We start from the raw sequence: 23305 nt of genomic DNA, 5'->3' as shown, positions 1-23305 counted from the left end.
AATCGGTTATGCGTCACCGTGGCTGCTACCCACCCAGCGTCTTGCCCCGTAAGCTAGGGACACCAAGCCCCGAGCGTGGCAACGCTGCCGACCCGGTCCATGGGCTCCCTTAGCAAGAAGGAACCGTGAATATGCTCACTAGAAAGTGGGTGGCATCATTTGCTGCCCTCGTCGGTCTGTCACTTCTGATTTCCGGTTGCTCCGCCGGCGCGGGATCATCCGGCGGTGAGGACGCGGCACGGGACGACATGACCATCGCGCTCGCGGCCGAGCCGGCGAACCTGGATTTCACCACGACCGACGGCGTCGCAATTCCGCAAGCGCTGATGGACAACGTTTACGAGGGCCTGGTCAAGGTGGACCAGAAGGGCGCTATTCAGCCCGGCCTGGCGAAATCGTGGCAGCTGAGCGACGACCGGAAGACCTATACTTTCGCTCTGCAGGAAGGCGTGAAGTTCACCGATGGAGCGGACTTCACCGCGGACGACGTGAAGTTCAGCATCGAACGGGTGCAGTCGGACGACTGGAAGATCTCGCTGAAGTCGAAAATGGACATCGTGGACTCGGTGGAGGTCAGCTCGCCGACCGAGGTCAAGGTGACACTGAAGAAGCCAAGCAACAACTGGCTGTTCGATATGACCACCAGGATCGGCGCGATCTTCTCCAAGACCGGCGTTGACGACCTGGCGAACACGGCGATTGGAACCGGGCCGTTCAAGATCGCCAAGTGGAATCGTGGACAGTCCATTGAATTCGAACGCCGGGATGACTACTGGGGCGAGAAGCCAAAGCTCGCGAAGGTGACCCTGCAGTACTTCAGCGATGCCGTTGCCGCCACCAACGCCATGCAGTCGGGTGACGTCGACGTCATCGGCACCCTGCAGGCTCCCGAACTGGCGGACCAGTTCAAGTCCGACGACAAGTTCCAGCTGATTGAAGGCACAACGAACGGTGAAGTCGTACTGTCGATGAACAACAAGCGCGCCCCGTTCGATGACAAGAAGGTGCGCCAGGCCGTTATGTATGGTGTCGACCGGAAGGCAGTTGTCGACACAGCGTGGGCAGGCTACGGCACGATGATCGGCAGCATGGTTCCGCCGACAGACCCGTACTACGAAGACCTGACCGGCGCTTATCCGTTCGATCAGGAGAAGGCGAAACAGCTGATCAAGGAAGCCGGCGCCGAGGGCACCGCTGTGAACTTCACCGTACCGAACCTTCCTTACGCAACGGCGATCTCGGAGGTCGTTGTTTCCCAGCTCAAGGAAATCGGGCTGAACGCGAAGATCGAGACCCAGGAGTTCCCCGCCGTCTGGCTGGACAAGACGCTGACCAGCCACGAGTACGACATGTCGGTGATCAACCACGCAGAGCCTCGCGACATCCTCGCGGTCTTCAATAACCCGGACTACTACGTGGGATACGACAACTCGAAGATCAAGGATGTCGCCGCGAAGGCAGATCAGGGAACCGAGGAAGAGTACGTCGCAGGCATGAAGCAGGTGGCGAAGACGATAACCGAGGATGCGGCATCCGACTTCCTCTTCCTCTTCCCGAACCTGGTCGTGGCCGATGCGAAGGTCACCGGTATCCCGCAGAACGCGGTGGGTGAGTCGCTCAACCTGACCACGTTCAGCTGGTCCTAGTCGCGGTGGTGGGATGTGCGAACGCCTCGGGGCGGACGCACGTCCCACTGTCGTGGCTTTCCTAAAGGGGAACCGCACCAATGTTGATTTATGTCCTGCGCAGATTGCTGCAGTTTGTGCTCACCACGATTGTGGCGACCATGGCAGTCTTTGCGTTTCTTCGGATCCTGCCTGGCGACCCGGCACAGGTCGCCCTCGGCGTCAATGCGACTCCCGAGCTCCTCGCGGATCTGCAGCGTAAGTTCGGCACCGATCGCCCGGTCGCCGTTCAGTACGTCGACTGGGCCTCCGGCCTGCTCACCGGTGACTTCGGCACTTCGTACGTGAGCAACGCCGCGATCAGCCCGATAATCTTCGACCGGGTCCAGGTGACGTTGATCCTGGTGATCGTGAGCATGATCATCGCGCTGCTGATCGCCGTCCCGCTCGGCACCATGGCGGCTGTGCAGCAAAAGAACGTCGTCGGCGTCATCATCTCCGGCCTGAGTCAGGTCGGCGTCGCCGTCCCCGGTTTTCTAGCCGGGATCCTGCTTGTCGTTGTCTTTGCGATAAAGCTTGGCTGGCTGCCTTCGAGCGGCTGGACGGCGCCCGCCGTCGATCCAGTGGACTTCTTCCGCCGGCTTATCCTGCCCGTCATCGCGCTGGGGCTGGTGCAGTCGGCGATCCTGACCCGCTATGTGCGTTCCGCCGTGCTCGAGGTGATGCGTGAAGACTTCCTTCGCACCGCCCGGGCCAAGGGACTGAGCCGATCCCAGGCCCTGATCCGGCATGGACTGCGCAACGCGTCAGTTCCGGTGATGACCGTGGCCGGCGTGCAACTCGCGACGTTGCTGATCGGGGCTGTCGTGATCGAACGAGTCTTCGTGATTCCCGGTCTCGGCAGCGAGCTGGTCAGTGCGGTCGCCGACCGCGACCTGCTGATGGTGCAGGGGATCGTAATGGTGCTGGTCCTGCTGGTGCTGACAATCAACCTCGTCGTGGACCTGATGTACAGCGTGCTCGATCCAAGGATCCGGAGGGCATCATGAGTCTGAACAACCCGAATCCCGGTGCCGAGCCGCCGATCGGAGACCCCTCCGCCCTGACGCCGGCCGGCTCCGAACTGCCACCGGTCGACCCTTCCGCCGCTGCCGGGACGACACTTCCCGCAGCCCAGGGTCGGCGAAAGCTGGAGGCCACGCTCGTAATCGGAGCCGTACTGGTAGGACTCGTCGTGCTCACGGCACTGGTCTCCTTCTTCTGGACACCCTATGATCCGACCCAGGCGTTTCCGGGGGACCGGTTGCAGGGATCCTCGGCGCAGCATCTGATGGGCACCGACAAGTTCGGACGTGACACGCTGAGTGCGATCATGTACGGGGCCCGGATCACCCTGTTCGTCGGCGTTGTCGCCGTGGGCATAGCGCTGGTGATCGGCACGCCGATCGGCATTCTCGCCGGCATGCTGGAGATCCAATGGCTGAGCGGACTGATCATGCGCGCCAACGATCTGCTGCTTGCCTTTCCAGCGCTGCTGTTGGCGATCATGTTCGGCGCGGTTTTCGGTGCCAACACAACAAGTGCCATGGTCGGCATCGGGATCGCCAGCGTCCCAGCTTTCGCCAGGATTGCCCGAAGCGGGACCCTGCAAGTGATGAGCACGGAATACATTCTGGCCGCAAAGGCATCGAACCGGCGCCCGCTCCGGATCGCCTCGAGCCATGTGTTGCCGAACATCGCAGGCATGGTCGTCGTCCAGTCCTCGGTGGCATTCGCGCTCGCGGTGCTGGCCGAGGCAGCTCTGTCGTTCCTCGGGCTCGGCACGCAGCCACCCACGCCGTCCTGGGGGAGGATGCTGCTCGATTCGCAGCAGTTCCTCGCCTCGAATCCGATGCTGGCGATCTGGCCCGGAGCGGCTATCGCATTGGCGGTACTCGGGTTCAACCTGCTCGGGGACGGCTTACGTGACCGCTTCGATCCGAAAATGAGGGGCCACTAGTGTCTGATACGCAGGCGTTCAAGGACGATCTTCGGGTGGCAGGCGGGAAACCGGCGCTGCTGGTCGAGAACCTCCGGGTGACCACCAAGTCGGCCTCATTGGTCAACGGCGTCGACCTGACGGTTCAGCCCGGTGAGCGCGTCGGCCTGATTGGCGAAAGCGGATCCGGAAAGTCGATGACCGCGAACGCGATAATGGGTCTGCTGCCGGAAGAAGTCAGCGTGCATGGCTCCGTCCGGCTCGGCGGAATCGACCGGGAGCTGGTCGGAGCCGGCGACGCCGATTATGCCCGGCTGCGCGGCAAAACTATGTCAATGGTTTTCCAGGAACCGATGTCGGCACTCAACCCACTGATGCGCGTCGGCCACCAGGTAGCTGAGGTGATGCTGATCCACAAGACGGCCACCAGCAAGGACGAGGCCAACCGACGGGCTGTCGACCTGCTGGGGCAGGTGAGGCTGCCGGAGCCGGCGACGGCCGCCCAGGCATATCCGCATCAGCTGTCCGGCGGGCAGCGACAGCGGGTGATGCTCGCTATTGCTTTGGCGAACGATCCGGCGCTGCTGATTTGCGATGAGCCAACCACGGCGTTGGACGTCACAGTGCAGCGGCAGGTGCTTTCGCTGGTTTTGGAAGCCGTGCGGGATCGGGACACCGGCCTGCTCTTCATCACCCACGACCTTGCCGTGGTTGCTTCGATCTGTGAGCGGGTGCTCGTCATGTACCGAGGAGACGTGGTCGAAGAGGGCACCGTCGATCAGATCTTCACCGATCCGTGGCACCCGTATACCAAGGGCTTGCTTGCGGCATCCGACCTGCAGGCCACCGATCAGGATGGCCGGCTGTTCACTGTGGCAACCGCGGCCAGCTACCGTCCCGAGGACTCGATCGCCGCGGCACAGCCGGCGGAGGATCTGCTCTCGACTGACGGTCTGCAGCCAGCTGACGGCCTGCAGCCAGCCGAAGACAGCAGGCAAACAGAGGCCGGGCGCGAAGCGGAACCGGCCAGCACCGCGCCTGCCCGGACCCGGCCAGCGGATGACGAGACCGGCGTGGAACCCGCCGGCGACGCGCTGATATCGGCGCGAAACCTGCAGCGGATCTACACTCGATCGCGGACACGGCTCTTTGGGCCGAAGCCTGAGGTGCATGCGCTGAAGGGCCTGTCGTTCGATGTCATGGCGGGGCAGCGGTTCGGGATCGTCGGCGAGTCCGGTTCGGGAAAATCCACTCTGCTTCGGATCCTTGCCGGGCTCGACAAACCAACCCACGGCTCGATCACCGTCGCGGGAACCGACGTCGGCCATGCCTCGGCCGCCGAGCTGAGAAAAATGCGCGAGGAACTGCAGATCGTCTTCCAGGATCCATTTGCCTCCCTCGACCCGCGGATGACAGTGCGTGACATCATCGCCGAACCGACCCGAAGCCTGCCGATGAGCGCGCTTGACCGGCGCGAAGCAGTCAATCGGATGCTTGAGGCGGTGAGCCTCCCGGTCGATTCGGCCGGACGGTATCCGCACCAGTTCTCCGGCGGGCAGCGGCAGCGCATCTCCATCGCTCGCTCACTGATCTGCCGGCCGAAGATCCTGGTGGCAGATGAGCCGGTCAGCGCACTCGACGTATCCGTTCGGGCCCAGGTGCTCAACCTGCTCTCGGACCTGGTCGACGAGTACGCGCTCACCCTGGTGTTCGTCTCGCACGACCTGGGCGTTGTCCGGCACCTCTGCTCCGATGTCGCGGTGATGAAGAACGGCGAGATCGTGGAGGTTGGTCCCGTCGATAGTGTGTATGACGCACCACGTCACGAATACACCAAGTCTCTGGTGGCGGCGTCGCCGAGCCTCGCCGAGGTGCTGGCGAGGCGCTGACGGACTTGGTAGCTAAGAGAAGGAAGAACATCACATGGGGAACTCGCTGGCCGATCTCAGCGCAACTGAACTACTTACCGGTTACCGCACGGCATCGTTTACGCCGAGCGATGTCGCCCAGGACGTGCTGGCCCGGATAGCGAAGTTCGAGCCAACGATCAATGCCTTCTACGCCCACGATGCCGCAGAGGTCATCCGGTCCGCCGAGCTGAGCACGGCCCGCTGGAATCGCCAGGCGCCGCTCGGCGCCCTGGACGGCGTTCCGGTCACCCTCAAGGAGAATGTGGCGCGGAAGGGTATCGGGTTCCCTTCTGGAAACGCCGGTAATCCCGCGCCCGCCGCTGCCGCGAACGCGCCGATCACGGACCGGGTGCTCGGGGCAGGCGCCAACGTCCTTGGCTCGACGACCATGCCTGACTGGGGAATGCTCTCCTCAGGTGTTTCCAGCCTGCACGGCATCACCCGCAGTCCGCACGATCCGGAACTAACCACGGGCGGCTCCAGTGCGGGCGCCGGCGCAGCAGCTGCCGCTGGCTACGGGCCGCTGCACGTTGGAACCGACATCGGCGGCTCCATCCGGCTGCCCGGAACGTGGCTGGGTCTGGCAACACTCAAACCGAGCTTCGGGCGGGTGCCACTCGATGCGCCGTACCTGGGGCGTTGCGCCGGACCGCTGGCTCGAACGGTTGGCGACCTCGCCCTTCTGATGTCGGTTATTGCCGAAGGCGACAGCCGCGATTTCTCCCAGCTGCCGCCTGAGCGACTGGATTGGACGCTTGCCGGCGCTGAGGTGACCGGCCTGCGGATCGCGGTGCACACCGACGCAGGCTGCGGTATGGACACCGATCCGGAAACCGCTGCCGCGATCGATGCCGCCGCCGAAGCCTTCCGGGCCGGGGGAGCGACGGTCGAGCGGATCGATTCGTTCATGACGCCCGGTATGCTGGTCGACCTCGATCGGTTCTGGCGGGTGCGTTCCTGGGTGGACTATCAGAACCTGAGCCTGGAGAACCAGCGGAAGATCCTGCCGTACGTCGCCGACTGGTGTCGCGCTGGCGCCGATGTGCCCGGGGCCGAGCTGCTTCGCTGCTACCAGACAATTCAGTCGCTGCGACAGGCTACTGTGGCCGCGACAAGCGAATTCGACCTGGTGCTGTCCCCGGTGAGTCCGGTAGCGGCATTTCCTGCCACCTGGCCGATGCCGTTCAACGACCCGCAGCGGGAAATGGCACATATCGGCTTCACCGCCCCGTACAACATGTCGGAGCAGCCGGCGGCAAGCGTCAACTGCGGATTCACCTCGGACGGCCGGACCATCGGCCTGCAGATTGCTGGCCGGCGCTTCGACGACACGGGTGTGCTTCGCGCCGCGGCCTGGTACGAAGCCAACCGGCCAGACCACTTCTCGGTGGCCTGGCCGAGTTAGCCCCGCAGCCTAGAAGCTGTCGACCGTGATGCTGATCTTGTCACCTTCAAGCTTTCCCGACCCGGTCACGCTGAACGAGCCCTTACCGCTCCACTTTGCGCCCTTGGTCTTCGAGTCGGCCTTGTAGCCGACCTCGCCGGGTTTCGAGGAGTAGAACGAGATCTCGCCCTGATCACTCACGCTGACTTCGATACTCGGCTTTGACTTCACGTCCCATTTGACGCTGCCTTTTTTGATGTCCTTTTCAGCGCTCCGGCCCTTGCTCTTTCCCTTCGCCGCGAACGGGCAGTTCTTCGTCACCGGGTCCTTGGTCTTCTCACACTTGTTGACCGCGTCCTCGACTTGTTTCTTGACCTCATCGGCCACCTTCCCGGTGTTCACCGATTTGGCCAGGCCCAGTTCGGCTGGTTCGTTACCGAATGCGCCGGCGAATCCGACAGTCGCCGTATCGGAGGCGCCATCGTAGTACTTGCTGCCTTCGACATCGACCTTGTAACTGCCAGGCAGCGCGGCAAGAGTGGCCTTGCCATCCTTGAGAGGTACCTTGATCCCGTTGACGGTGGCTTCCTCGATGCCGGGCGCGTTGACCGAGAAGGTGTCGAACTGCGGGCCGCTGAGTTCCCACTTGTCCCAGAAGAAGTCCTCTTTGCCGGTCTTCTTCGCAGGCAGCTGCATCTCGGCCGGTTCCTCGCCGACCTTGTAGCTGATGGTGATCCTCGCCTCGTCCTCTTCTTCGTTCAGCACTGTGCTGACGAGCTTGACGTCACTGAGCTTTGCCTCTGACTTACCCGCGGCGTCGCCCTTGATCAGTTCGTCGGTGCCGCCATCCGCGGGCTTTATCGGCGCGATCTTGCTGGCTTCCTCATAGTTCCCCTGGCTCAGCGCCGAGACGAAGTCCCTGGCGACCACGTCGGGGCCGTGCTCCTTCTTGTTCTTGGTGTTGACCCACACCATGCCCACCGCGACCAGCGCGATCACGAGGAGCAGGGCGATGCCGCTGACCAGTAAGGCGATCAGTCGCCGCTTCTTCTTTTTGCTCTTCCTTGGGTCGACGAAGTTGTCGCCGGTGGGGCCGCCTCGGTGTGAAGGGCTGGTGTACTGTCCGCCGGTCTGTGGCACTTCCTGTGCCTGTGAGGGCTGCAGTGTGGGCTGCTGGGCCGGCTGTCCGGTGGCTTGCTGAACAGGCTGCTGTGCGGGCTGCTGGATAGGTTGCGTGGGCTGAGCCGGCGCAAAAGGCGGCTGCACCGGTGGCTGCGGAGGCTTCGGTGGCTGGTGCGGATCTGGGCTGGAACCGTCGAATGTCATGGTAAGAAACTAGCCAGCATCCACCCGCAGCTCAAGCCCACGGCATCGATTGCAAGAAACTTGAGACAGTGACGAAGGGGTGCGGGCGGCTAAAAGCCGCCCGCACCCCTTCATTCGCTGCGCCAGCTAGCTGAACGCTGTGTTAGCTGAACGCTGTGCTAGCTGAACGCTGTGCTAGCTGAACGTAATACTGACCTGTTCGCCGTCGACCTTTGCCGTTCCGGTGAACGACATGAAGAACGGAATCGAGGACTTGTAGCTACGCTTGCCGTCTTCGGACTTCGCCGTCATGTCGTAGCGGCCGGTCCCGTAGAACGAGATGTCGGATGCTGACGAAGCGCTGACCGAGACAGTCGGCGTTCCGGAGATCTTCCGGCTGATGGTCTTCGAGTCGAGCTTCTCGCCGTCATTGCCCTCTTCCCGCTCATTGAACGGGCAGCCGTCCGGATTGAACTCCTTCTTGCCGATGCATTCGTCGATCTTTGCCTTGACCTGCTTTTCGACCTCAGCGGTCAGATCGTCGTTGGCTTCAGTCGTCAGATAGATCGGGAACGGCGTGCCGGTGGCGAGTCCGACGGTCGCGCTGTCCTTGGAGCCGGTGAAGAACTTAGAGTCGGGGACCGCGACCTCGTAGGTTCCGGGGTAGGCGGCCAGAGTCGCCTTGCCATCTTGCAGCGGCACGGCAACGCCATTGACAGTTACCTCGGTAATACCGGGAGCATCGACCTGGATCGAGTCAAGCTCCGGGCCTTCGAGCTGCCATTTGTCGAAGAAGAGCCCTTCCTTGCCGACCTTCTTCGCCTTGAGCTCAAGTTGCTGCGGTAGATCGCCGACCTTGAATCCGACCCGGACGGTGGCGTTGTCACCCTCACGGCGGGTGCTGACTACCTTCGCGTCTGTGATCTTGTCACTGGACTTCGACGCAACCTCAGTCTTCAGGATGGCATCGGAGGCGCCTTCCGGCACGGTCGGCTTCGCCAGCTTGTTGGCGTCGTCGATCTTGCCGGCCGCCAGTGCGTCCAGGTACTCCTGCGCGACGGTATCCGGGCCGTGCTGGGTCTTGTTCACCCGGTTGACAACGACGAGGCCGACGACGACGAGCACAATCACTACGAACGCAGCGCTCAGTCCGATGATGAGGCCCTTGTAGGACTTCTTCTTCTGCGGGGCGAAATTCTGTCCGCCGGGGCCGCTCGGACCTCCGGGTCCGCCCACTCCGGGCCCGCCCGGACCCTGGTAGCCGCCGGGTCCGCCTGGACCCTGGTAGCCGCCCTGCTGAGGTGCGCTTTGCCCACCCTGGTACGCGCCAGGCTGCTGGTACTGGCCTGGCTGTGGCGCACTGTGTCCGGGCTGCTGTCCGGCGTTCTGCCCAGGCTGCTGGTACTGACCTGGCTGCGGCGCACTGTGTCCGGGCTGGTAAGGGCCGGGCTGATTCGGCTGATTCCCGCCGGCACCGAAATTGGGCGCGCTGGGTGGTTGGTTAGGTGGGGTATGGGGATCGGGGCGGGGGCCGTCGGTCGTCATGGCGATACTCCGTAAGTACGGTTCCTCGGCTGAGGGGAAATTGAGTTAGCTCTATGAAACTACTTAGTCCTGGCACCTAACTCAACCTTTGTGCCCAAACAGCAACAGACTACAGGGGTAACGCCGCCGTTTTCTGTCAATGAGCGTGTCGAATCGGTGCATCCGGATCTGCGCGGGTGACGATAGACGGGAAATGTTATTGAAGGACAGAACGACTTCCACGGCCACGTCGGGCACCAGAACGGTGACCGGCGTCGACGCACGCGACGACGAATCACGCAGCCCGTGGTTGCTCGGCCTCCTGGAGGGTGGACAGGCCGCGATGCTCGGCGTGATCGCCGTAGCCTTGACCGCGGTGATTCTGTGGGTTTTCACCTCGTCGAGCGCCGAAACCTTGCTGACGACTGTCGCGGCGGCGCTTCAGGTCTGGCTGCTGGCTCACGGCGCCACGCTAGTGGTGCCGGGCGCGACGTTTGGGCTCAGCCCGCTGCTGCTCAGTGTTATCCCTTTTCTGTTACTGCTCCGGACCGGCCGCAGACTGACGATCGCCCTGAACGTCGCCGAGCGGAGGCGGAAGGTCGCCCGGACCGGCCGGATACCGCGGTTCGGCTACCTGATCGCCTGGCTGGCCGGCACAGCGAGCTACACACTGATCGCGACAGTTCTGTCCTCGGCCACCCAGCGTGAGCCGATGCACGCGATTCTGTGGCAGGCAGTCGTATATACATTTGTCACTGCTCTCGTCCTGATCGGCGTCGGCATGCTGTGGCTGCCTAGACGTGTCAGGCGCGAAATCGGCTCGGCCGAACTGCCTTCCGGTCGTCTCCTCCGGCTACTCAACGATCGCTGTCCGGAACCCGTCGCGCTCAGCTTGGTCACCGGATTGAAGGCGAGCGGGAGCGTCATTCTGATTCTGCTCGGCGCCGGGTTGCTGGCGACCGGGGCTGCCGTCGGACTTTCCCTCGACCGGGTGACCCAGATCTACGCCGCGTTGGGCACCGACCTCGCCGGCGGCATCATCCTGACCGCCGGCCAGCTTCTCCTGCTGCCGAACGTCGTGGTCTGGGCGATCGGCTGGATCGCCGGACCTGGGTTTGCTCTGGGCATCGGTAGTTCGGTGTCGCCGGCCGGCACCGACGTGGGCCCGATCCCGGCCGTGCCGTTTCTCGCCGCCATCCCGCAACAGGCAGCCGGCTTCGGCTACGCGGGAATCGCCATCGTCATAGCCGCGGGCGTTGCGGCTGGTGTGCTCATCCTCCGATCCGGGATCGCACGCTGGTTTCAGCAACTTGCTACCGCGGCGCTCGTGGCCTGCTTGGCCGGGGCGGTGATCGGAGTCCTAGCTGAAATGTCCGCCGGCTCCGCAGGGCCCGGCCGGCTGGCCTCGGTCGGCACAGCAGATCCATTGCTTCTGGGGCTTGTGGTCGCTGCGGAGGTCTTCGGGGGTGCCGCTGTGACAGCGCTCCTGGGTCTGCGCGCTGTCCCGGCCGGCAGGGCCGTCGTCCGCGGCATCCAGGCCAGGCTGTCGGCGCGCCGCGAAGCGCGCTGAGTAGCAGCTGAGGACCCGTGTGGGCCGGCTTGGGCTACGGCAGCCTGACCAGGTTCTCCAGTTCCTTCATGTAGTCGGATTGGCATTGCTTGTTTGCCTGGTCGGTCAGCGCTGAAGCAAGACAGTTTTCATACCTCGACTGGATCGGCCAGAACGCCACATTGCCGATCAGCGACACCGACATCACCAAAACAATCGCCAGACCCAAAGACACGAAGAGCAGCATGGCGCCGCGAATCCTGGCTCGAATGACCTTGATCAAAGAGCGGATGCCGAAGACGATCGTCGCGATGGCGAAAGCCAGGGCCGCGATTTTCCACGGCAGCGGGAAGCTGGACGTAATCACCGTCGCCAGCATCAGCAGGGCGAAATGCACAGTGCTCTGGCTTGCTTCACGAACCGCCTCGGGATTGCTGGACGAAGCGCCCGGACCGGTTGGAACCTGGCCGGACGGCGGCTGCTTCGGCGAATTAGTCACCTTCCTATCCTGCCACCCCTCCCCGGTCGGCCCCGCCTCGGCGTCCGGCCGATGCACGGGTTAACTGCTGAAGGACGAGAGGAACTATTGTTACGTTCGTGCGCCTTGTTGTTCTCGCCTCCGGATCCGGCACCCTTACCCAGGCAATGCTGGATGCCGCCGATGGCTCGCCCTTCGAGATCGTGGCCGTGGGATCGGACGTTTCCGACGCACAAGTGCTGACCAGGGCACGGGACGCCGGGGTGCCGACCTTCGTCTGCACGCCGCGGGACTTTCCAGACCGCACAGCCTGGGACGCCGGGATTGCCGCTGAGGTTGCAGCGTGGAAACCTGACCTCGTGGTCTCAGCGGGCTTCATGCGGATTTTGGGGGCGGCCTTCCTTGAGAAGTTCGCCGGCCGGATCGTCAACACCCACCCAGCACTGCTGCCGTCCTTCGCCGGCGCGCACGCGGTCCGGGATGCGCTGGCGCACGGCGTCAAGGTCACCGGCTCGACGATCCACTTCGTCGACGCGGGTGTCGATACCGGGCCGATAATTGCTCAGCGCGCCGTCGCGGTAGCGGAGGACGACGATGAGCAGTCCCTGCATGAGCGGATCCGGATCGAGGAACGCGCGCTGCTGATTCAGGTGCTTGGCCGGCTGGCGGCAGGCGGATGGCGAATCGACGGCCGCCGTGTGCGGTTCACAGCCCTTTAGCAATACTCAACAAGTCAAGGAGATATTGGTGTCTGACATCCAATCGGCAGACCGGCGCGAAGTCCGCCGGGCCCTCATTTCGGTCTATGACAAAACAGGGCTGCCGGAACTTGCTACTGGGCTGCACGAAGCCGGAGTAAGTATCGTCTCCACCGGCTCGACCGCCGCCAGGATCGCCGAGGCCGGCGTACCGGTGACACCGGTCGAAGAGCTGACCGGATTCCCGGAGACGCTGGAGGGCAGGGTGAAGACCCTGCATCCACGGGTGCACGCGGGGATTCTTGCCGACACCCGCAAACAGGACCATCTCGACCAGCTGGCCGAACTCGAGATCGACGCATTCGAGCTTGTGGTGGTGAACCTCTATCCGTTCACCGAGACCGTGGCGTCCGGCGCCTCGAGCGACGAATGTGTCGAGCAGATAGACATCGGTGGTCCGTCCATGGTTCGTGCCGCGGCCAAGAACCACCCGAGTGTTGCCGTCGTCGTTGATCCGGAGCGCTACCAACAGGTGCTGGACGCCGTGCGCGGTGGCGGTTTCTCGCTGGATCAGCGCCGGACGCTCGCCACGGAGGCGTTTGTTCACACGGCGAATTACGACATCGCGGTTGCAAGCTGGATGGGTTCGGTTGTGGCGCCCAAAGAACGTATCGACGACGAGGAAGTCCGCTTCCCGACGTGGGTCGGCGCAGGCTACGGCCGGAAGAATGTGCTCCGCTACGGCGAGAATCCGCATCAGGCAGCGGCGCTGTACGAAAATTCGGCTGGCCCGTCCGGGCTCGCCCAGGCGCAGCAGTTGCACGGCAAGGAAATGTCGTTCAACAACTACACCGACACGGATGCCGCAGTTCGCGCAGCATATGACTTCGATCAGCCGGCCGTCGCCATCATCAAGCACGCCAACCCGTGCGGGATCGCCACCGGCGCCGATATCGCCGAGGCGCATCGTAAGGCGCACGCCTGCGATCCGGTTTCCGCCTACGGGGGTGTGATAGCCACAAACCGTTCGGTGTCGGTCGAGCTCGCCGAGCAGATCAAGGAGATTTTCACCGAGGTGGTCGCGGCTCCTGCCTTCGACGACGGCGCGGCGGAAGTCCTGATGGCGAAGAAGAACATCAGGCTGCTCACGCTTGACTACCGAAACCGAACCGGTGTGGAAACCAAGCCGATCAGCGGGGGATTGCTGATGCAGGCCGTGGACGCGATAGACGCCGGCGGTGACAGGCCGGAAAGCTGGACCCTGGCGGCCGGAGCGGCTGCCGACGAGCACACCCTCCGCGACCTGGATTTCGCCTGGCGCGCCTGTCGGGCGGTCAAGTCGAATGCCATCCTGCTGGCGGCGGACGGCGCATCGGTCGGCGTCGGCATGGGCCAGGTCAATCGGGTCGACTCAGCCAGGCTTGCCGTCGAGCGTGCGGGTGCCGATCGTGCCAATGGGGCAGTAGCGGCTTCCGACGCCTTCTTCCCGTTTGCCGACGGTCTGAAGGTCCTGCTCGATGCGGGCGTCCGCGCGGTCGTGCAGCCGGGCGGGTCGATCCGGGATGACGAAGTCATAGCGGCAGCTTCGGAAGCGGGCATCACGCTTTACCTGACCGGGACTCGTCATTTCTTCCACTGACCAGCCGGACGACTCCACCGGGCAAAAGGCAACGTCAAAGGCTAGGTTGAAACACCCGCGGAGCGGACGATCAGCGGTCGATGTGCCGCTGGTCGTCGTTTCGCTTGGCGTTGTCGCGGCCGCCGTAGTGGCGCTGCTGACGTCGTTCCGGCTCGGCGCGGCGGTGCTCGCGGCCCTGCTGGTCGTGGTCGCGATCGTCCGGGCACTGCCGACGCCCTGGGCGGCGGCATTCGTCAACCGCAGCATGGCGGTCGACATAGTGACATTGCTGGTCCTGGCCGGCGGAATCGGCTTCCTCGCCTACAGCGTGCCCGGAAATTAGCGGTAGCAGTCAGAGCCCGCCGGATCCCGCAAGACCCCGCCGGCGAGGAACGCGAACTCGATGTCAGCCCGCGCTTGAATGCGGGCGCGTTCTAGCCAGAAGTCCGCGACCTTGGGCACGCCGGCGGTCAGACCAGACCGAGGCCCCGCACTGCCTCGCGCTCCTCCGCGAGCTCAGCCACCGAAGCATCGATTCGCTGCCGGGAGAATTCGTTGATCTCCAGCCCCTCCACGACTTGCCAGGCTTCGCCGTCGCTGGTCACCGGGAACGAGCTGAACAATCCTTCGGGCACACCGTATGAGCCGTCGGACGGGATTCCGGCTGAAGTCCAGTCTCCCTGCGCAGTGCCGGCAGTCCAGTCGCGGACATGGTCAATTGCCGCGCTGGCAGCTGAAGCCGCCGATGATGCTCCGCGGGCATCGATGATGGCAGCGCCGCGCTTGGCGACCGTCGGTATGAAGTCATCGCTGAGCCAGGCCCGATCCACCGCAAGGCTTGCTCCGGGGACGTCGCCGATGCTTGCCTGAAAGATGTCCGGGTACTGGCTGGCTGAATGGTTACCCCAGATGGTGACCCGGCGGATGTCGCGGACCGGCTGCCCGGTTTTCGCCGCCAACTGTCCGAGTGCCCGATTATGGTCGAGCCTGGTCATCGCATTGAATCGGGCAGCCGGAATGTCGGGGGCATGCGCGCTGGCAATCATGGCATTCGTGTTCGCCGGATTACCGACCACGAGAACCCGGATGTCGTCGGCGGCGCCCGCGTTGAGTGCCGCGCCTTGTGGCCCGAAGATCTGCCCGTTGGCTGCCAGCAGGTCGCTGCGTTCCATTCCGGGTCCTCTTGGCCTGGCGCCGACCAGCAGGGCAATGTTGGTGCCAGCGAATGCGGCAACCGGGTCGTCGTAGATCTCGACGCCGGCGAGGGTGCCGAAAGCAGAGTCCTGAAGTTCCATGGCCGTTCCCTCTGCGGCCTTCATGCCCTGCGGGATCTCGAGCAGCCGCAGCACTACGTCGGTGTCGGCGCCGAGCATTGCGCCGCTCGCGATTCGGAAGTTCAGTGCGTAGCCGATCTGGCCGGCACCGCCGGTCACCGTGACGACAACTGGAGACAAAGGAGTTTCCTCATTTCGGGAGCAGATGATCCAACGACGGTTCCACTCTAGGTGTAGTGAGTTTCTCGCCCGATTCCGCGGGTGCTGGGCAGCGCGACAACCTGCGAAGATGCTTAGACCCCGAGCCTTAAGATATCTTGATGTCGAGAAAGTTTTAATCGAAGCCAACATTGGAGAGTCGATGGCAAAGATCAAGGTACAGAACCCGATCGTCGAACTGGACGGCGACGAGATGACCCGCATCATCTGGTCATTCATCAAGGATCGGCTGATCCACCCCTACCTCGACGTGGACCTCAAGTACTACGACCTCGGCATCGAAAGCCGGGACGCCACCGACGACCAGATAACGATCGACTCCGCCAATGCCATCAAGGAACACGGCGTCGGCGTGAAGTGCGCGACAATTACCCCGGACGAGGCCCGGGTCGAAGAGTTCGGCCTGAAGAAGATGTGGGTCTCGCCGAACGGGACCATCCGCAATATCCTCGGCGGGGTCGTATTCCGCGAGCCGATCATCATTTCCAACGTTCCCCGGCTGGTTCCCGGCTGGACCAAGCCGATCGTGATCGGCCGTCACGCACACGGAGACCAGTACAAGTCCACCAACTTCAAGGTTCCGTCGGCCGGAACCGTCACCATCACCTACACGCCTGCCGATGGCTCTGCTCCGATTGAGCATGAAATCGTGAAGATGCCCGAAGACGGCGGCGTCGTAATGGGGATGTACAACTTCAACAAGTCGATCGCCGATTTCGCTCGTGCCTCGTTCGCTTACGGCCTGCTGCGCAATTACCCGGTGTACCTGTCGACGAAGAACACGATTCTGAAGGCATATGACGGAGCCTTCAAAGACATCTTCCAGGAAATTTTCGACGCCGAGTTCAAGGCGGAGTTCGAGGCCAAGGGCCTGACCTACGAACACCGGCTGATCGACGATATGGTCGCCTCCTCGATGAAGTGGGAGGGCGGTTACGTCTGGGCCTGCAAGAACTACGACGGCGATGTGCAGTCCGATACCGTCGCGCAGGGTTTCGGTTCGCTCGGCCTGATGACCTCTGTGCTGATGACTCCGGACGGCCGCACCGTCGAGGCGGAGGCCGCACACGGAACCGTAACCCGGCACTACCGGCAGCACCAGGCCGGCAAGCCGACGTCGACCAATCCGATCGCGTCCATCTACGCCTGGACTCGTGGCCTCGCGCACAGGGGGAAGCTTGACTCGACGCCTGAGGTCAGCGGCTTCGCCGATACGCTTGAGGATGTCGTGATCAAGACTGTCGAGTCCGGCAAGATGACCAAGGACCTGGCGCTTTTGGTCGGCAAGGACCAGGAATGGCAGTCGACGGAAGAATTCCTGGCGACTCTGGACGAGAACCTGCAGGCTCGGCTCGGCTGAGCCGTACGTCTTCGAAACGCTCTCTGGCTGCAACTCGGCCGGGGAGCGTTTCTCGTGTTTGGCAGCTCGTGGCTTTACTTGCCCCAGGATGACCGACAGACTGGTTGAACGCTCGCTCTTCGGCGATCGGCGACTTCTTAGGAGGACGATATGGGTCTGGGTGACCTTACGAACAAGGCCAAGAAATTCCTGAACAGCGAAAAGGGCGAGAAGGCAAGCGACAACTTGCTGAACAAGGCGAGTGAGGCTGCCAGAAAGGCGACCGGCGGCAAGTACGACGACAAGATTGAAAAAGCGCGCCGAACTGCGGATAAGCACATCGGCAACGAAAGCGCTGGCGGCCGGGTGGAGAACGACCCACTGCTGCCCGACGCTCGGCCGGATGCACCGGGTGCCGGGAACCCGCCGACCGATCCTCGACGTACGGATGGGCGGCCCGAGACGGGCCCGCCTCGCCCCTGAACCTTCAGCGAGATGATCGCCAGCCTGCTTGCCGGCGGCCGCACCAGCGGCCGTCGGCAAGTGTCGTTCTAGAGCTTTTCCACCGGCGCGTAGCGCAGCAGCAGCCGCTTCGTGCCGGCAGAACCGAAATCGACGGTGGCAATCGCCTTGTCCGCTACCCCGGATACCTCGACAACCGTGCCGAGGCCGAACGAACCGTGGCTGACCTTTTCGCCTGGCTCGAGGCTGATCACCTCGCGGTTCGCCTGCACCCGGCCAGCTCCGGCGCTGGTGCCACCGCGCGGGGATGTGAACGTCGGCTGCGTCCGAACCGGGGCGGAGAGGCTGGAAGCGCCGACGTTGCCCAATCGCTTCCAGTCCATGAGCGAATCAGGAACCTCGGCCAGGAAGCGGCTCGGCGGATTGTATTGCGGCTGGCCCCACATGCTCCGTGACTCGGCCCGGGTCAGGTACAAACGCTTGCGGGCCCGGGTCAGACCGACATATGCCAGCCGGCGTTCCTCGGCGAGCTCCGCATTGCTGGTAAATGCCCGGGAGTGCGGAAACGCGCCATCCTCGAGGCCGGTGACGAACACGACCGGGAACTCAAGGCCCTTGGCTGTGTGCAGAGTCATCAGGGTGACGACGCCGCCGTCATCGTCTTTATCCGGAATCTGGTCTGCATCGGCGACCAGTGAAACCTGTTCGAGGAAGTCGTTCAGCGTGCCTTCCGGGTTGGCCCGGCTGAAGTCCTCGACCACGGCTACCAGCTCGGCAAGGTTCTCTACCCGCGACTCATCCTGCGGGTCCCGGCTGGCGCGGAGTTCCGCGAGATAACCGGTTTGCTCGAGGACGGCCTCCAAAACTCGAGGAGGCCTGGCGGTCTGGGCGACTGTGGTCATATCGTCGAGCAACTGGACGAAGCTCCTGATCGCGTTCAGCGAGCGGGTCGCCAGGCCGGGTGCTTCCTCTGCCTGCCGCAGAGCCTGGGAGAACGGAATCCGTTCCCGCTCCGCGAACGCGGCGACCATCGCCTCGGCACGGTCTCCGATGGCGCGCTTGGGCACGTTCAGGATCCGTCGCAGATTCACCGTATCGGTTGGATTGGCGAGAACCCGCAGATAGGCCAGGGCATCTTTGATCTCGCGGCGCTCATAGAACCGGGTGCCGCCGACAACCTTGTACGGCAGTCCCACCCGCACCAGCACTTCCTCGAGCGCGCGGGACTGTGCGTTGGTGCGGTAGAAGATGGCCACGTCCTTGGGGGCGGCATGCCCCTCGTCGCACAGCTTGTCGATCTCCTCGGCGATGAACCGGGCCTCGTCATGCTCGCTGTCGGCGACATAGCCGACGATCAGTTCACCGGCGCCCTGATCGGTCCACAGCTTCTTCGCGGGGCGGTCCGGGTTCTGCGAGATGACGCTGTTGGCGGCAGAGAGGATGTTCTGGGTCGACCGGTAATTCTGCTCAAGCAGGATGGTGGTCGCGTCGGGATAGTCGTTCTCGAATTCAACGATATTGCGGATCGTCGCGCCACGGAATGCGTAGATCGACTGGTCGGCATCACCGACGACGGTCAGCTCGGCCGGAGGCAGTAGTGCCGATTCGGCGCCGTCCGCCTGGTCTTGATGGTTATGTCCACCCACCAGCTCACGCACCAGTGCGTACTGGGCGTGGTTGGTGTCCTGGTACTCGTCAACAAGTATGTGCCGGAACCGTCGACGGTAGTGTTCTGCGACCTGAGGGAAAGCGCGCAGCAGGTTGACCGTCGTCATGATCAGGTCGTCGAAGTCGAAGGCGTTCGCCTGTCGGAGCCGGGCCGTGTACAGCCGGTACACCTCGGAGACGGCACGTTCCTGGGGATTCGTGTCCGACGCGGTGGCGGCGTAGGCCTCGTCGTCGATCAGCTCATTCTTCAGGTTCGAAATCTGAATCATCAACGACTTGGGCGGGAACCGCTTTGGGTCGAGGTCGGCTTCCCGAGCGCACAGGGTCACCAGCCGAAGCGCATCGGCGGAGTCGTAAATCGAGAAGTTTGACTTCAGTCCTACGATTTTCGCCTCACGACGCAGGATGCGCACGCATGCGGAGTGGAATGTCGATATCCACATTGCCTTGGCTCGCGGCCCGACCAGATCGGTGATTCGCTCGACCATTTCCGCCGCGGCTTTATTGGTGAAGGTTATGGCGAGGATCTCGCTCGGCCGGCAGGCGCCGGTCTGCAGCAACCGGGCGATCCGCCGAGTCAGCACCGTCGTCTTTCCCGAGCCCGCGCCGGCGACGATCAGCAGGGGAGAGCCCTCGTGCAGCACCGCCTGCCGTTGCTGCGGGTTGAGCCCCTCCATCAGGTCCACGGCGTCTGCACGACGACGGGACCCGCCATCGTCGCTTCCTTCGGATTCTTGTGGCGCGTGCTCGCTGCGCGGCTCATCGCCGCGAGGAGCATCGCCTCGCGTCTCGTCGTCAACGTACGGCGGCAGGCTCGGCAGGGCCGAGGATGCCGCCTCAGGGCGGGCAAATAGCGGGAAATCTCCGAACAGCGTGCTCATGATCTCTTAAGCCTACGGCCCTACGCTGACAGTCGCTGCCGCCGGACCGCGATCGGCCTACCGCTACCAGAAGACGGCGATAACCACGTTCACAACCGCCAGAACGCCGCACAGCTGACCGAGCAGCGCGGTGTTGACCGCCGACGGCGCCGGGGCGACCGCTTGGTCGGCGCCGGCCGGTGCGGCGGCCTTCCTGAGCCGGCGAACCCCGACAAAGGCCAGAATGGTGATGACGATAGCAATGACGAGCTTGACCGCGATCTTCGCATGGTTCACGTCGGCATCGGACGCTTCAAGCACGCCGACAAGGCCGAGGCCGGATATCAGCTGCAGCAACGCCCCGTGCAGCATGCCGGGAACGACCCTGGGAGCCTTCAGGACAGTGAGCCAGGAACCAATAATCGCGGCCAGGCCGATGAAGTGCAGAACGAGGAGAATGCCTGAGAGAATGGTCATCTACACATTGTAGAAGAATCCGCTAGGCAAGCCGCGGCCCGCCGCGACGACAGGCCTCACCGACTTACCCCAGGGCGTCATTTTGTGCCGGATTTTGGGAGTGGGACTGACCTAATGGCACACTTGATGCTTGTGCACGCGCGACATGAGTGCGATGGATCGGCGTGCGCCTTCCGTCCTGGTGTAATGGCAGCACGCCGGCCTTTGGAGCCGTGCAGTATAGGTTCGAATCCTATGGACGGAGCTGCATTTCTGGCGCACTCACGTGTACCGGCCCGGGAATGGGACGCGCGTCACTTGTGCATGATCGTGAACGTGAACAGGCAGGTAGCATTTCCTCAACTCGAGTGAGTGACTCACAAGGAGAAATCGTCGTGACCCAGACGCGCCCAGCCGCGGTCATAGTTCTAGCCGCAGGCGCGGGAACCCGGATGAAGTCCGCGATTCCCAAGGTTTTGCACCCGATCGCCGGCCGTTCGTTGTTGCACCATGCGCTCGCGGCAGCGGCCGGTTGCCAGCCGGAGAGCCTTGTCGTCGTGCTGCGCCATGAACGTGAACTAGTGGCCGCCCACGTCGCCGAGATTTCGGAGCGGATCCTGCCCGCGCCAAGCATCGCGGATCAGGATGAGATTCCCGGTACGGGACGAGCTGCTGAATGCGCGCTGGCCATGTTGCCGACCGGGCTGAGCGGAACCATCGTGGTCAGTTACGGCGATGTTCCGCTGCTCACCTCGGAGACGATCAATGAACTTGTTCGCTTCCACGAATCGGGCGGCCACGGCGTGAGCGTGCTGTCGGCCGATGTTGCTGACCCGGCCGGATACGGGCGAATCATCCGTGACGCCGATGGCCAGGTACTGCGGATCGTCGAGCAGAAGGATGCTGACGAAACTGAACGGTCGATCACCGAAATCAATTCCGGGATTTATGCCTTCGATGCCGAGGTGCTCCGCGCCGCGCTGCAAAAGGTCGGCACCGACAATGCCCAGGGCGAAAAATATCTCACGGATGTGCTGGCACACGCCCGCCAGGCCGGTTCGACCGTCGCAGCCCTGGTCACCTCCGATATTTGGCAGGTTGAGGGCGCGAACGACCGGGTTCAGCTGGCAGCGCTCGGCAAGGAACTGAATCGCCGGATCTGTGAGCGCTGGATGCGCGCCGGGGTGACCATCGTCGACCCGAATACAACCTGGATTGATGCGGATGTCGAGCTGAACCCGGACGTTACGATCCTCCCGGGCGTTCAGCTGCAGCGCGCCACGGTTGTCGGCGGCGGTTCGACGATCGGCCCAGATTCGACGCTCAGCGATGTCGAGGTGGGGGAGCGTTCCTCCGTGGTTCGCACCCACGGGTCACTTGCGGTGCTCGGTGACGACGTCAGTGTCGGTCCGTTCGCATTTCTGCGGCCGGGCACGGAGCTTGGCGCCAACGGCAAAATCGGAACGTTCGTTGAAACGAAGAACGCGAAGATCGGGGCGAAGTCGAAGGTTCCGCATCTTAGCTATGTAGGCGACGCCACGATCGGCGAGAATAGCAATATTGGCGCCGCCTCAGTTTTCGTCAACTATGACGGCGTGAACAAGCATCACACCACAATCGGATCCAACGTGCGTCTTGGCTCGGACAACATGTTCGTGGCCCCGGTCACAGTCGGGGATGGCGCCTATTCCGGCGCCGGAACCGTTGTGCGCAAGGATGTTCCACCGGGAGCGCTGGCGATTAACGTTGCGCCCCAGCGCAATCTCGAGGGGTGGGTTCAGCAAAACCGTGCCGGAACACCCGCAGCATTGGCCGCAAGCGAAGCAACACCAGAACAGGAGTCATAACTCATGACCGGAATAACTACCTCTGGCGAGAAGAAACTCGTTCTGGTCTCCGGAAGGGCAAACGCCGAGCTTGCCAAGCAGGTCGCCGAATCGCTTGGCACTGAGCTGTTGCCGACAGAGGCCTATGACTTCGCCAACGGTGAGATCTACGTCCGGTTCGGCGAAAGTGTGCGGGGTTGTGACGTGTTCGTGTTGCAGAGCCACGGCGCGCCGATCAACGACTGGCTGATGGAACAGCTTCTGATGGTTGACGCACTGAAGCGTGCCTCCGCCAAGCGAATCACAGTTATCGCACCGTTCTTTCCATATGCCCGGCAGGACAAGAAGCATCGTGGCCGTGAGCCGATATCGGCGCGACTGGTAGCCGACATGTACAAGGTTGCCGGTGCGGATCGCCTGATTCTGGTCGACCTGCACACGGCCCAGATTCAGGGCTTCTTCGACGGCCCGGTCGATCATCTGGTCGCCTTGCCGATCCTCGCCGACTACGTGAAGTCCAACTATGACCATGATCTCGCCGTCGTCTCACCGGATGCCGGACGGATCAAGGTCGCCGAGGCATGGAGCGCCAGCCTGGGTGGTGCGCCGCTGGCGTTCATTCACAAGACGCGCGACATCAACCGGCCCAACGAGACGAAGGCAAACCGCGTCGTTGGTGAAGTTGAGGGGCGAATCTGCATTCTGGTCGACGACATGATCGATACCGGAGGGACGATTGTGCAGGCGGCGGATGCCTGCATGAGCGCCGGCGCCGCGGGCGTCGTCATCGTGGCAACCCATGCTGTCCTTTCCGGGCCGGCGGTGGAACGGCTGCAGAACTCCTGTGCCACGGAGGTGATCGTCACCAATACGTTGCCGATAACCGACGATAAGCGATTCGCGAAGCTGACCGAGCTTTCGATCGCACCACTGCTGGCACGCGCCGTTCATGAAGTTTTCGAGGACGGATCTGTCACCAGCCTGTTCGACGTTTAGGTATAGCAGGTAAGCGTCCGCTATTATCGACATCGAATACCTCGGCGAGGGGTGAGCTGGGCGTGCCGTGAATTTGGCCGCTGCTTCCCGTGATCGACGCGGACTAGCTATCCTTATACGCTCAACGCGTGCGGGT

The 23305-nt window shown here is 63.2% G+C and carries 19 protein-coding genes and 1 tRNA gene; 14 read left to right on the top strand and 6 right to left on the bottom strand.

Annotated elements, in window-relative coordinates; genetic code table 11:
- The first annotated feature begins 131 nt into the window (after window positions 1-131).
- From LWF01_RS11710 to LWF01_RS11690, 5 genes are all read left to right on the top strand, one after another.
- Window positions 132-1646 (top strand): ABC transporter substrate-binding protein, encoded by a 1515-nt coding sequence (locus tag LWF01_RS11710; RefSeq protein ID WP_349637571.1) that lies wholly within the window; start codon window positions 132-134, stop codon window positions 1644-1646.
- Window positions 1647-1726: 80 nt separating this feature from the next.
- Window positions 1727-2674, top strand: a complete 948-nt coding sequence (locus tag LWF01_RS11705) for an ABC transporter permease (RefSeq protein ID WP_349637570.1) — start codon at window positions 1727-1729, stop codon at window positions 2672-2674.
- Window positions 2671-3624 carry an ABC transporter permease gene (locus LWF01_RS11700; RefSeq protein ID WP_349637569.1) on the top strand — a complete coding sequence of 318 codons (954 nt, stop codon included), beginning with the start codon at window positions 2671-2673 and terminating at the stop codon, window positions 3622-3624. Before LWF01_RS11705 ends, LWF01_RS11700 begins: the two co-directional genes overlap by 4 nt.
- Window positions 3624-5492: a dipeptide ABC transporter ATP-binding protein gene (locus tag LWF01_RS11695; RefSeq protein WP_349637568.1), complete on the top strand. Its 1869-nt coding sequence runs from the start codon at window positions 3624-3626 to the stop codon at window positions 5490-5492. The genes LWF01_RS11700 and LWF01_RS11695 overlap by 1 nt, the downstream gene beginning before the upstream one ends.
- Window positions 5493-5526: 34 nt before the next feature.
- Window positions 5527-6918, top strand: coding sequence for an amidase (locus LWF01_RS11690; RefSeq protein ID WP_349637567.1), 1392 nt, complete (start codon window positions 5527-5529; stop codon window positions 6916-6918).
- A 9-nt stretch (window positions 6919-6927) separates the two neighbouring features.
- Here the strand turns inward: LWF01_RS11690 and LWF01_RS11685 are convergent, their stop codons facing one another.
- Window positions 6928-8037: a hypothetical protein gene (locus tag LWF01_RS11685; RefSeq protein WP_349637566.1), complete on the bottom strand. Its 1110-nt coding sequence runs from the start codon at window positions 8035-8037 to the stop codon at window positions 6928-6930.
- A 360-nt stretch (window positions 8038-8397) separates the two neighbouring features.
- Window positions 8398-9747, bottom strand: coding sequence for a nuclear transport factor 2 family protein (locus LWF01_RS11680; protein WP_349637565.1), 1350 nt, complete (start codon window positions 9745-9747; stop codon window positions 8398-8400).
- 199 nt (window positions 9748-9946) lie between these two features.
- Between LWF01_RS11680 and LWF01_RS11675 the strand changes: the two genes are divergently transcribed.
- Window positions 9947-11296, top strand: a complete 1350-nt coding sequence (locus LWF01_RS11675) for a cell division protein PerM (protein ID WP_349637564.1) — start codon at window positions 9947-9949, stop codon at window positions 11294-11296.
- A 34-nt stretch (window positions 11297-11330) separates the two neighbouring features.
- Here LWF01_RS11675 and LWF01_RS11670 read toward each other — a convergent pair whose 3' ends face one another.
- A complete protein-coding gene (locus LWF01_RS11670; protein ID WP_349637563.1) occupies window positions 11331-11672 on the bottom strand; it encodes a hypothetical protein in 342 nt (113 codons plus the stop codon).
- Window positions 11673-11872: 200 nt separating this feature from the next.
- Between LWF01_RS11670 and purN the strand changes: the two genes are divergently transcribed.
- Genes purN through LWF01_RS11655 form a run of 3 tightly spaced genes read left to right on the top strand, consistent with a single transcriptional unit; the run spans window position 11873 to window position 14412 of the window.
- Window positions 11873-12472 (top strand): phosphoribosylglycinamide formyltransferase, encoded by a 600-nt coding sequence (purN, locus tag LWF01_RS11665; protein ID WP_349637562.1) that lies wholly within the window; start codon window positions 11873-11875, stop codon window positions 12470-12472.
- Between the two features lie 28 nt (window positions 12473-12500).
- On the top strand, window positions 12501-14090 hold the full coding sequence (gene purH / locus LWF01_RS11660; protein ID WP_349637561.1) for a bifunctional phosphoribosylaminoimidazolecarboxamide formyltransferase/IMP cyclohydrolase: 1590 nt from the start codon (window positions 12501-12503) through the stop codon (window positions 14088-14090).
- Between the two features lie 46 nt (window positions 14091-14136).
- Window positions 14137-14412, top strand: a complete 276-nt coding sequence (locus LWF01_RS11655) for a DUF3017 domain-containing protein (protein WP_349637560.1) — start codon at window positions 14137-14139, stop codon at window positions 14410-14412.
- Between the two features lie 127 nt (window positions 14413-14539).
- Here LWF01_RS11655 and LWF01_RS11650 read toward each other — a convergent pair whose 3' ends face one another.
- Window positions 14540-15523, bottom strand: a complete 984-nt coding sequence (locus LWF01_RS11650; protein ID WP_349637559.1) for a malate dehydrogenase — start codon at window positions 15521-15523, stop codon at window positions 14540-14542.
- A gap of 181 nt (window positions 15524-15704) precedes the next feature.
- On the opposite strand from LWF01_RS11650, the gene LWF01_RS11645 reads away from it, so the two are divergent.
- Together LWF01_RS11645 and LWF01_RS11640 are read left to right on the top strand one after the other, a co-directional pair.
- Window positions 15705-16922 (top strand): NADP-dependent isocitrate dehydrogenase, encoded by a 1218-nt coding sequence (locus LWF01_RS11645; RefSeq protein ID WP_349637558.1) that lies wholly within the window; start codon window positions 15705-15707, stop codon window positions 16920-16922.
- Between the two features lie 150 nt (window positions 16923-17072).
- Window positions 17073-17384 carry an antitoxin gene (locus tag LWF01_RS11640; RefSeq protein ID WP_349637557.1) on the top strand — a complete coding sequence of 104 codons (312 nt, stop codon included), beginning with the start codon at window positions 17073-17075 and terminating at the stop codon, window positions 17382-17384.
- A 68-nt stretch (window positions 17385-17452) separates the two neighbouring features.
- On the opposite strand, the gene pcrA is transcribed toward LWF01_RS11640, so the two are convergent.
- A complete protein-coding gene (gene pcrA / locus LWF01_RS11635; RefSeq protein WP_349637556.1) occupies window positions 17453-19912 on the bottom strand; it encodes a DNA helicase PcrA in 2460 nt (819 codons plus the stop codon).
- A 63-nt stretch (window positions 19913-19975) separates the two neighbouring features.
- Window positions 19976-20368, bottom strand: a complete 393-nt coding sequence (locus LWF01_RS11630; RefSeq protein ID WP_349637555.1) for a hypothetical protein — start codon at window positions 20366-20368, stop codon at window positions 19976-19978.
- A 172-nt stretch (window positions 20369-20540) separates the two neighbouring features.
- Between LWF01_RS11630 and LWF01_RS11625 the strand changes: the two genes are divergently transcribed.
- The 3 genes from LWF01_RS11625 (at window position 20541) to LWF01_RS11615 (ending at window position 23169) form a co-directional block, all read left to right on the top strand.
- Window positions 20541-20612, top strand: a tRNA-Gln gene (locus LWF01_RS11625).
- Between the two features lie 130 nt (window positions 20613-20742).
- The gene (glmU, locus tag LWF01_RS11620; RefSeq protein WP_349637554.1) at window positions 20743-22194 is read left to right on the top strand and encodes a bifunctional UDP-N-acetylglucosamine diphosphorylase/glucosamine-1-phosphate N-acetyltransferase GlmU; all 1452 of its coding nucleotides are present in this window, start codon (window positions 20743-20745) and stop codon (window positions 22192-22194) included.
- A gap of 3 nt (window positions 22195-22197) precedes the next feature.
- Window positions 22198-23169, top strand: a complete 972-nt coding sequence (locus tag LWF01_RS11615) for a ribose-phosphate diphosphokinase (protein WP_349637553.1) — start codon at window positions 22198-22200, stop codon at window positions 23167-23169.
- Window positions 23170-23305: the final 136 nt, after the last annotated feature.

Origin of the sequence: Saxibacter everestensis (assembly GCF_025787225.1) — a bacterium.
Classification (GTDB): domain Bacteria; phylum Actinomycetota; class Actinomycetes; order Actinomycetales; family Brevibacteriaceae; genus Saxibacter; species Saxibacter everestensis.
The sequence above is the reverse complement of the archived record's forward strand: the minus strand, read 5'-3'. Positions and strand labels throughout refer to the sequence as shown.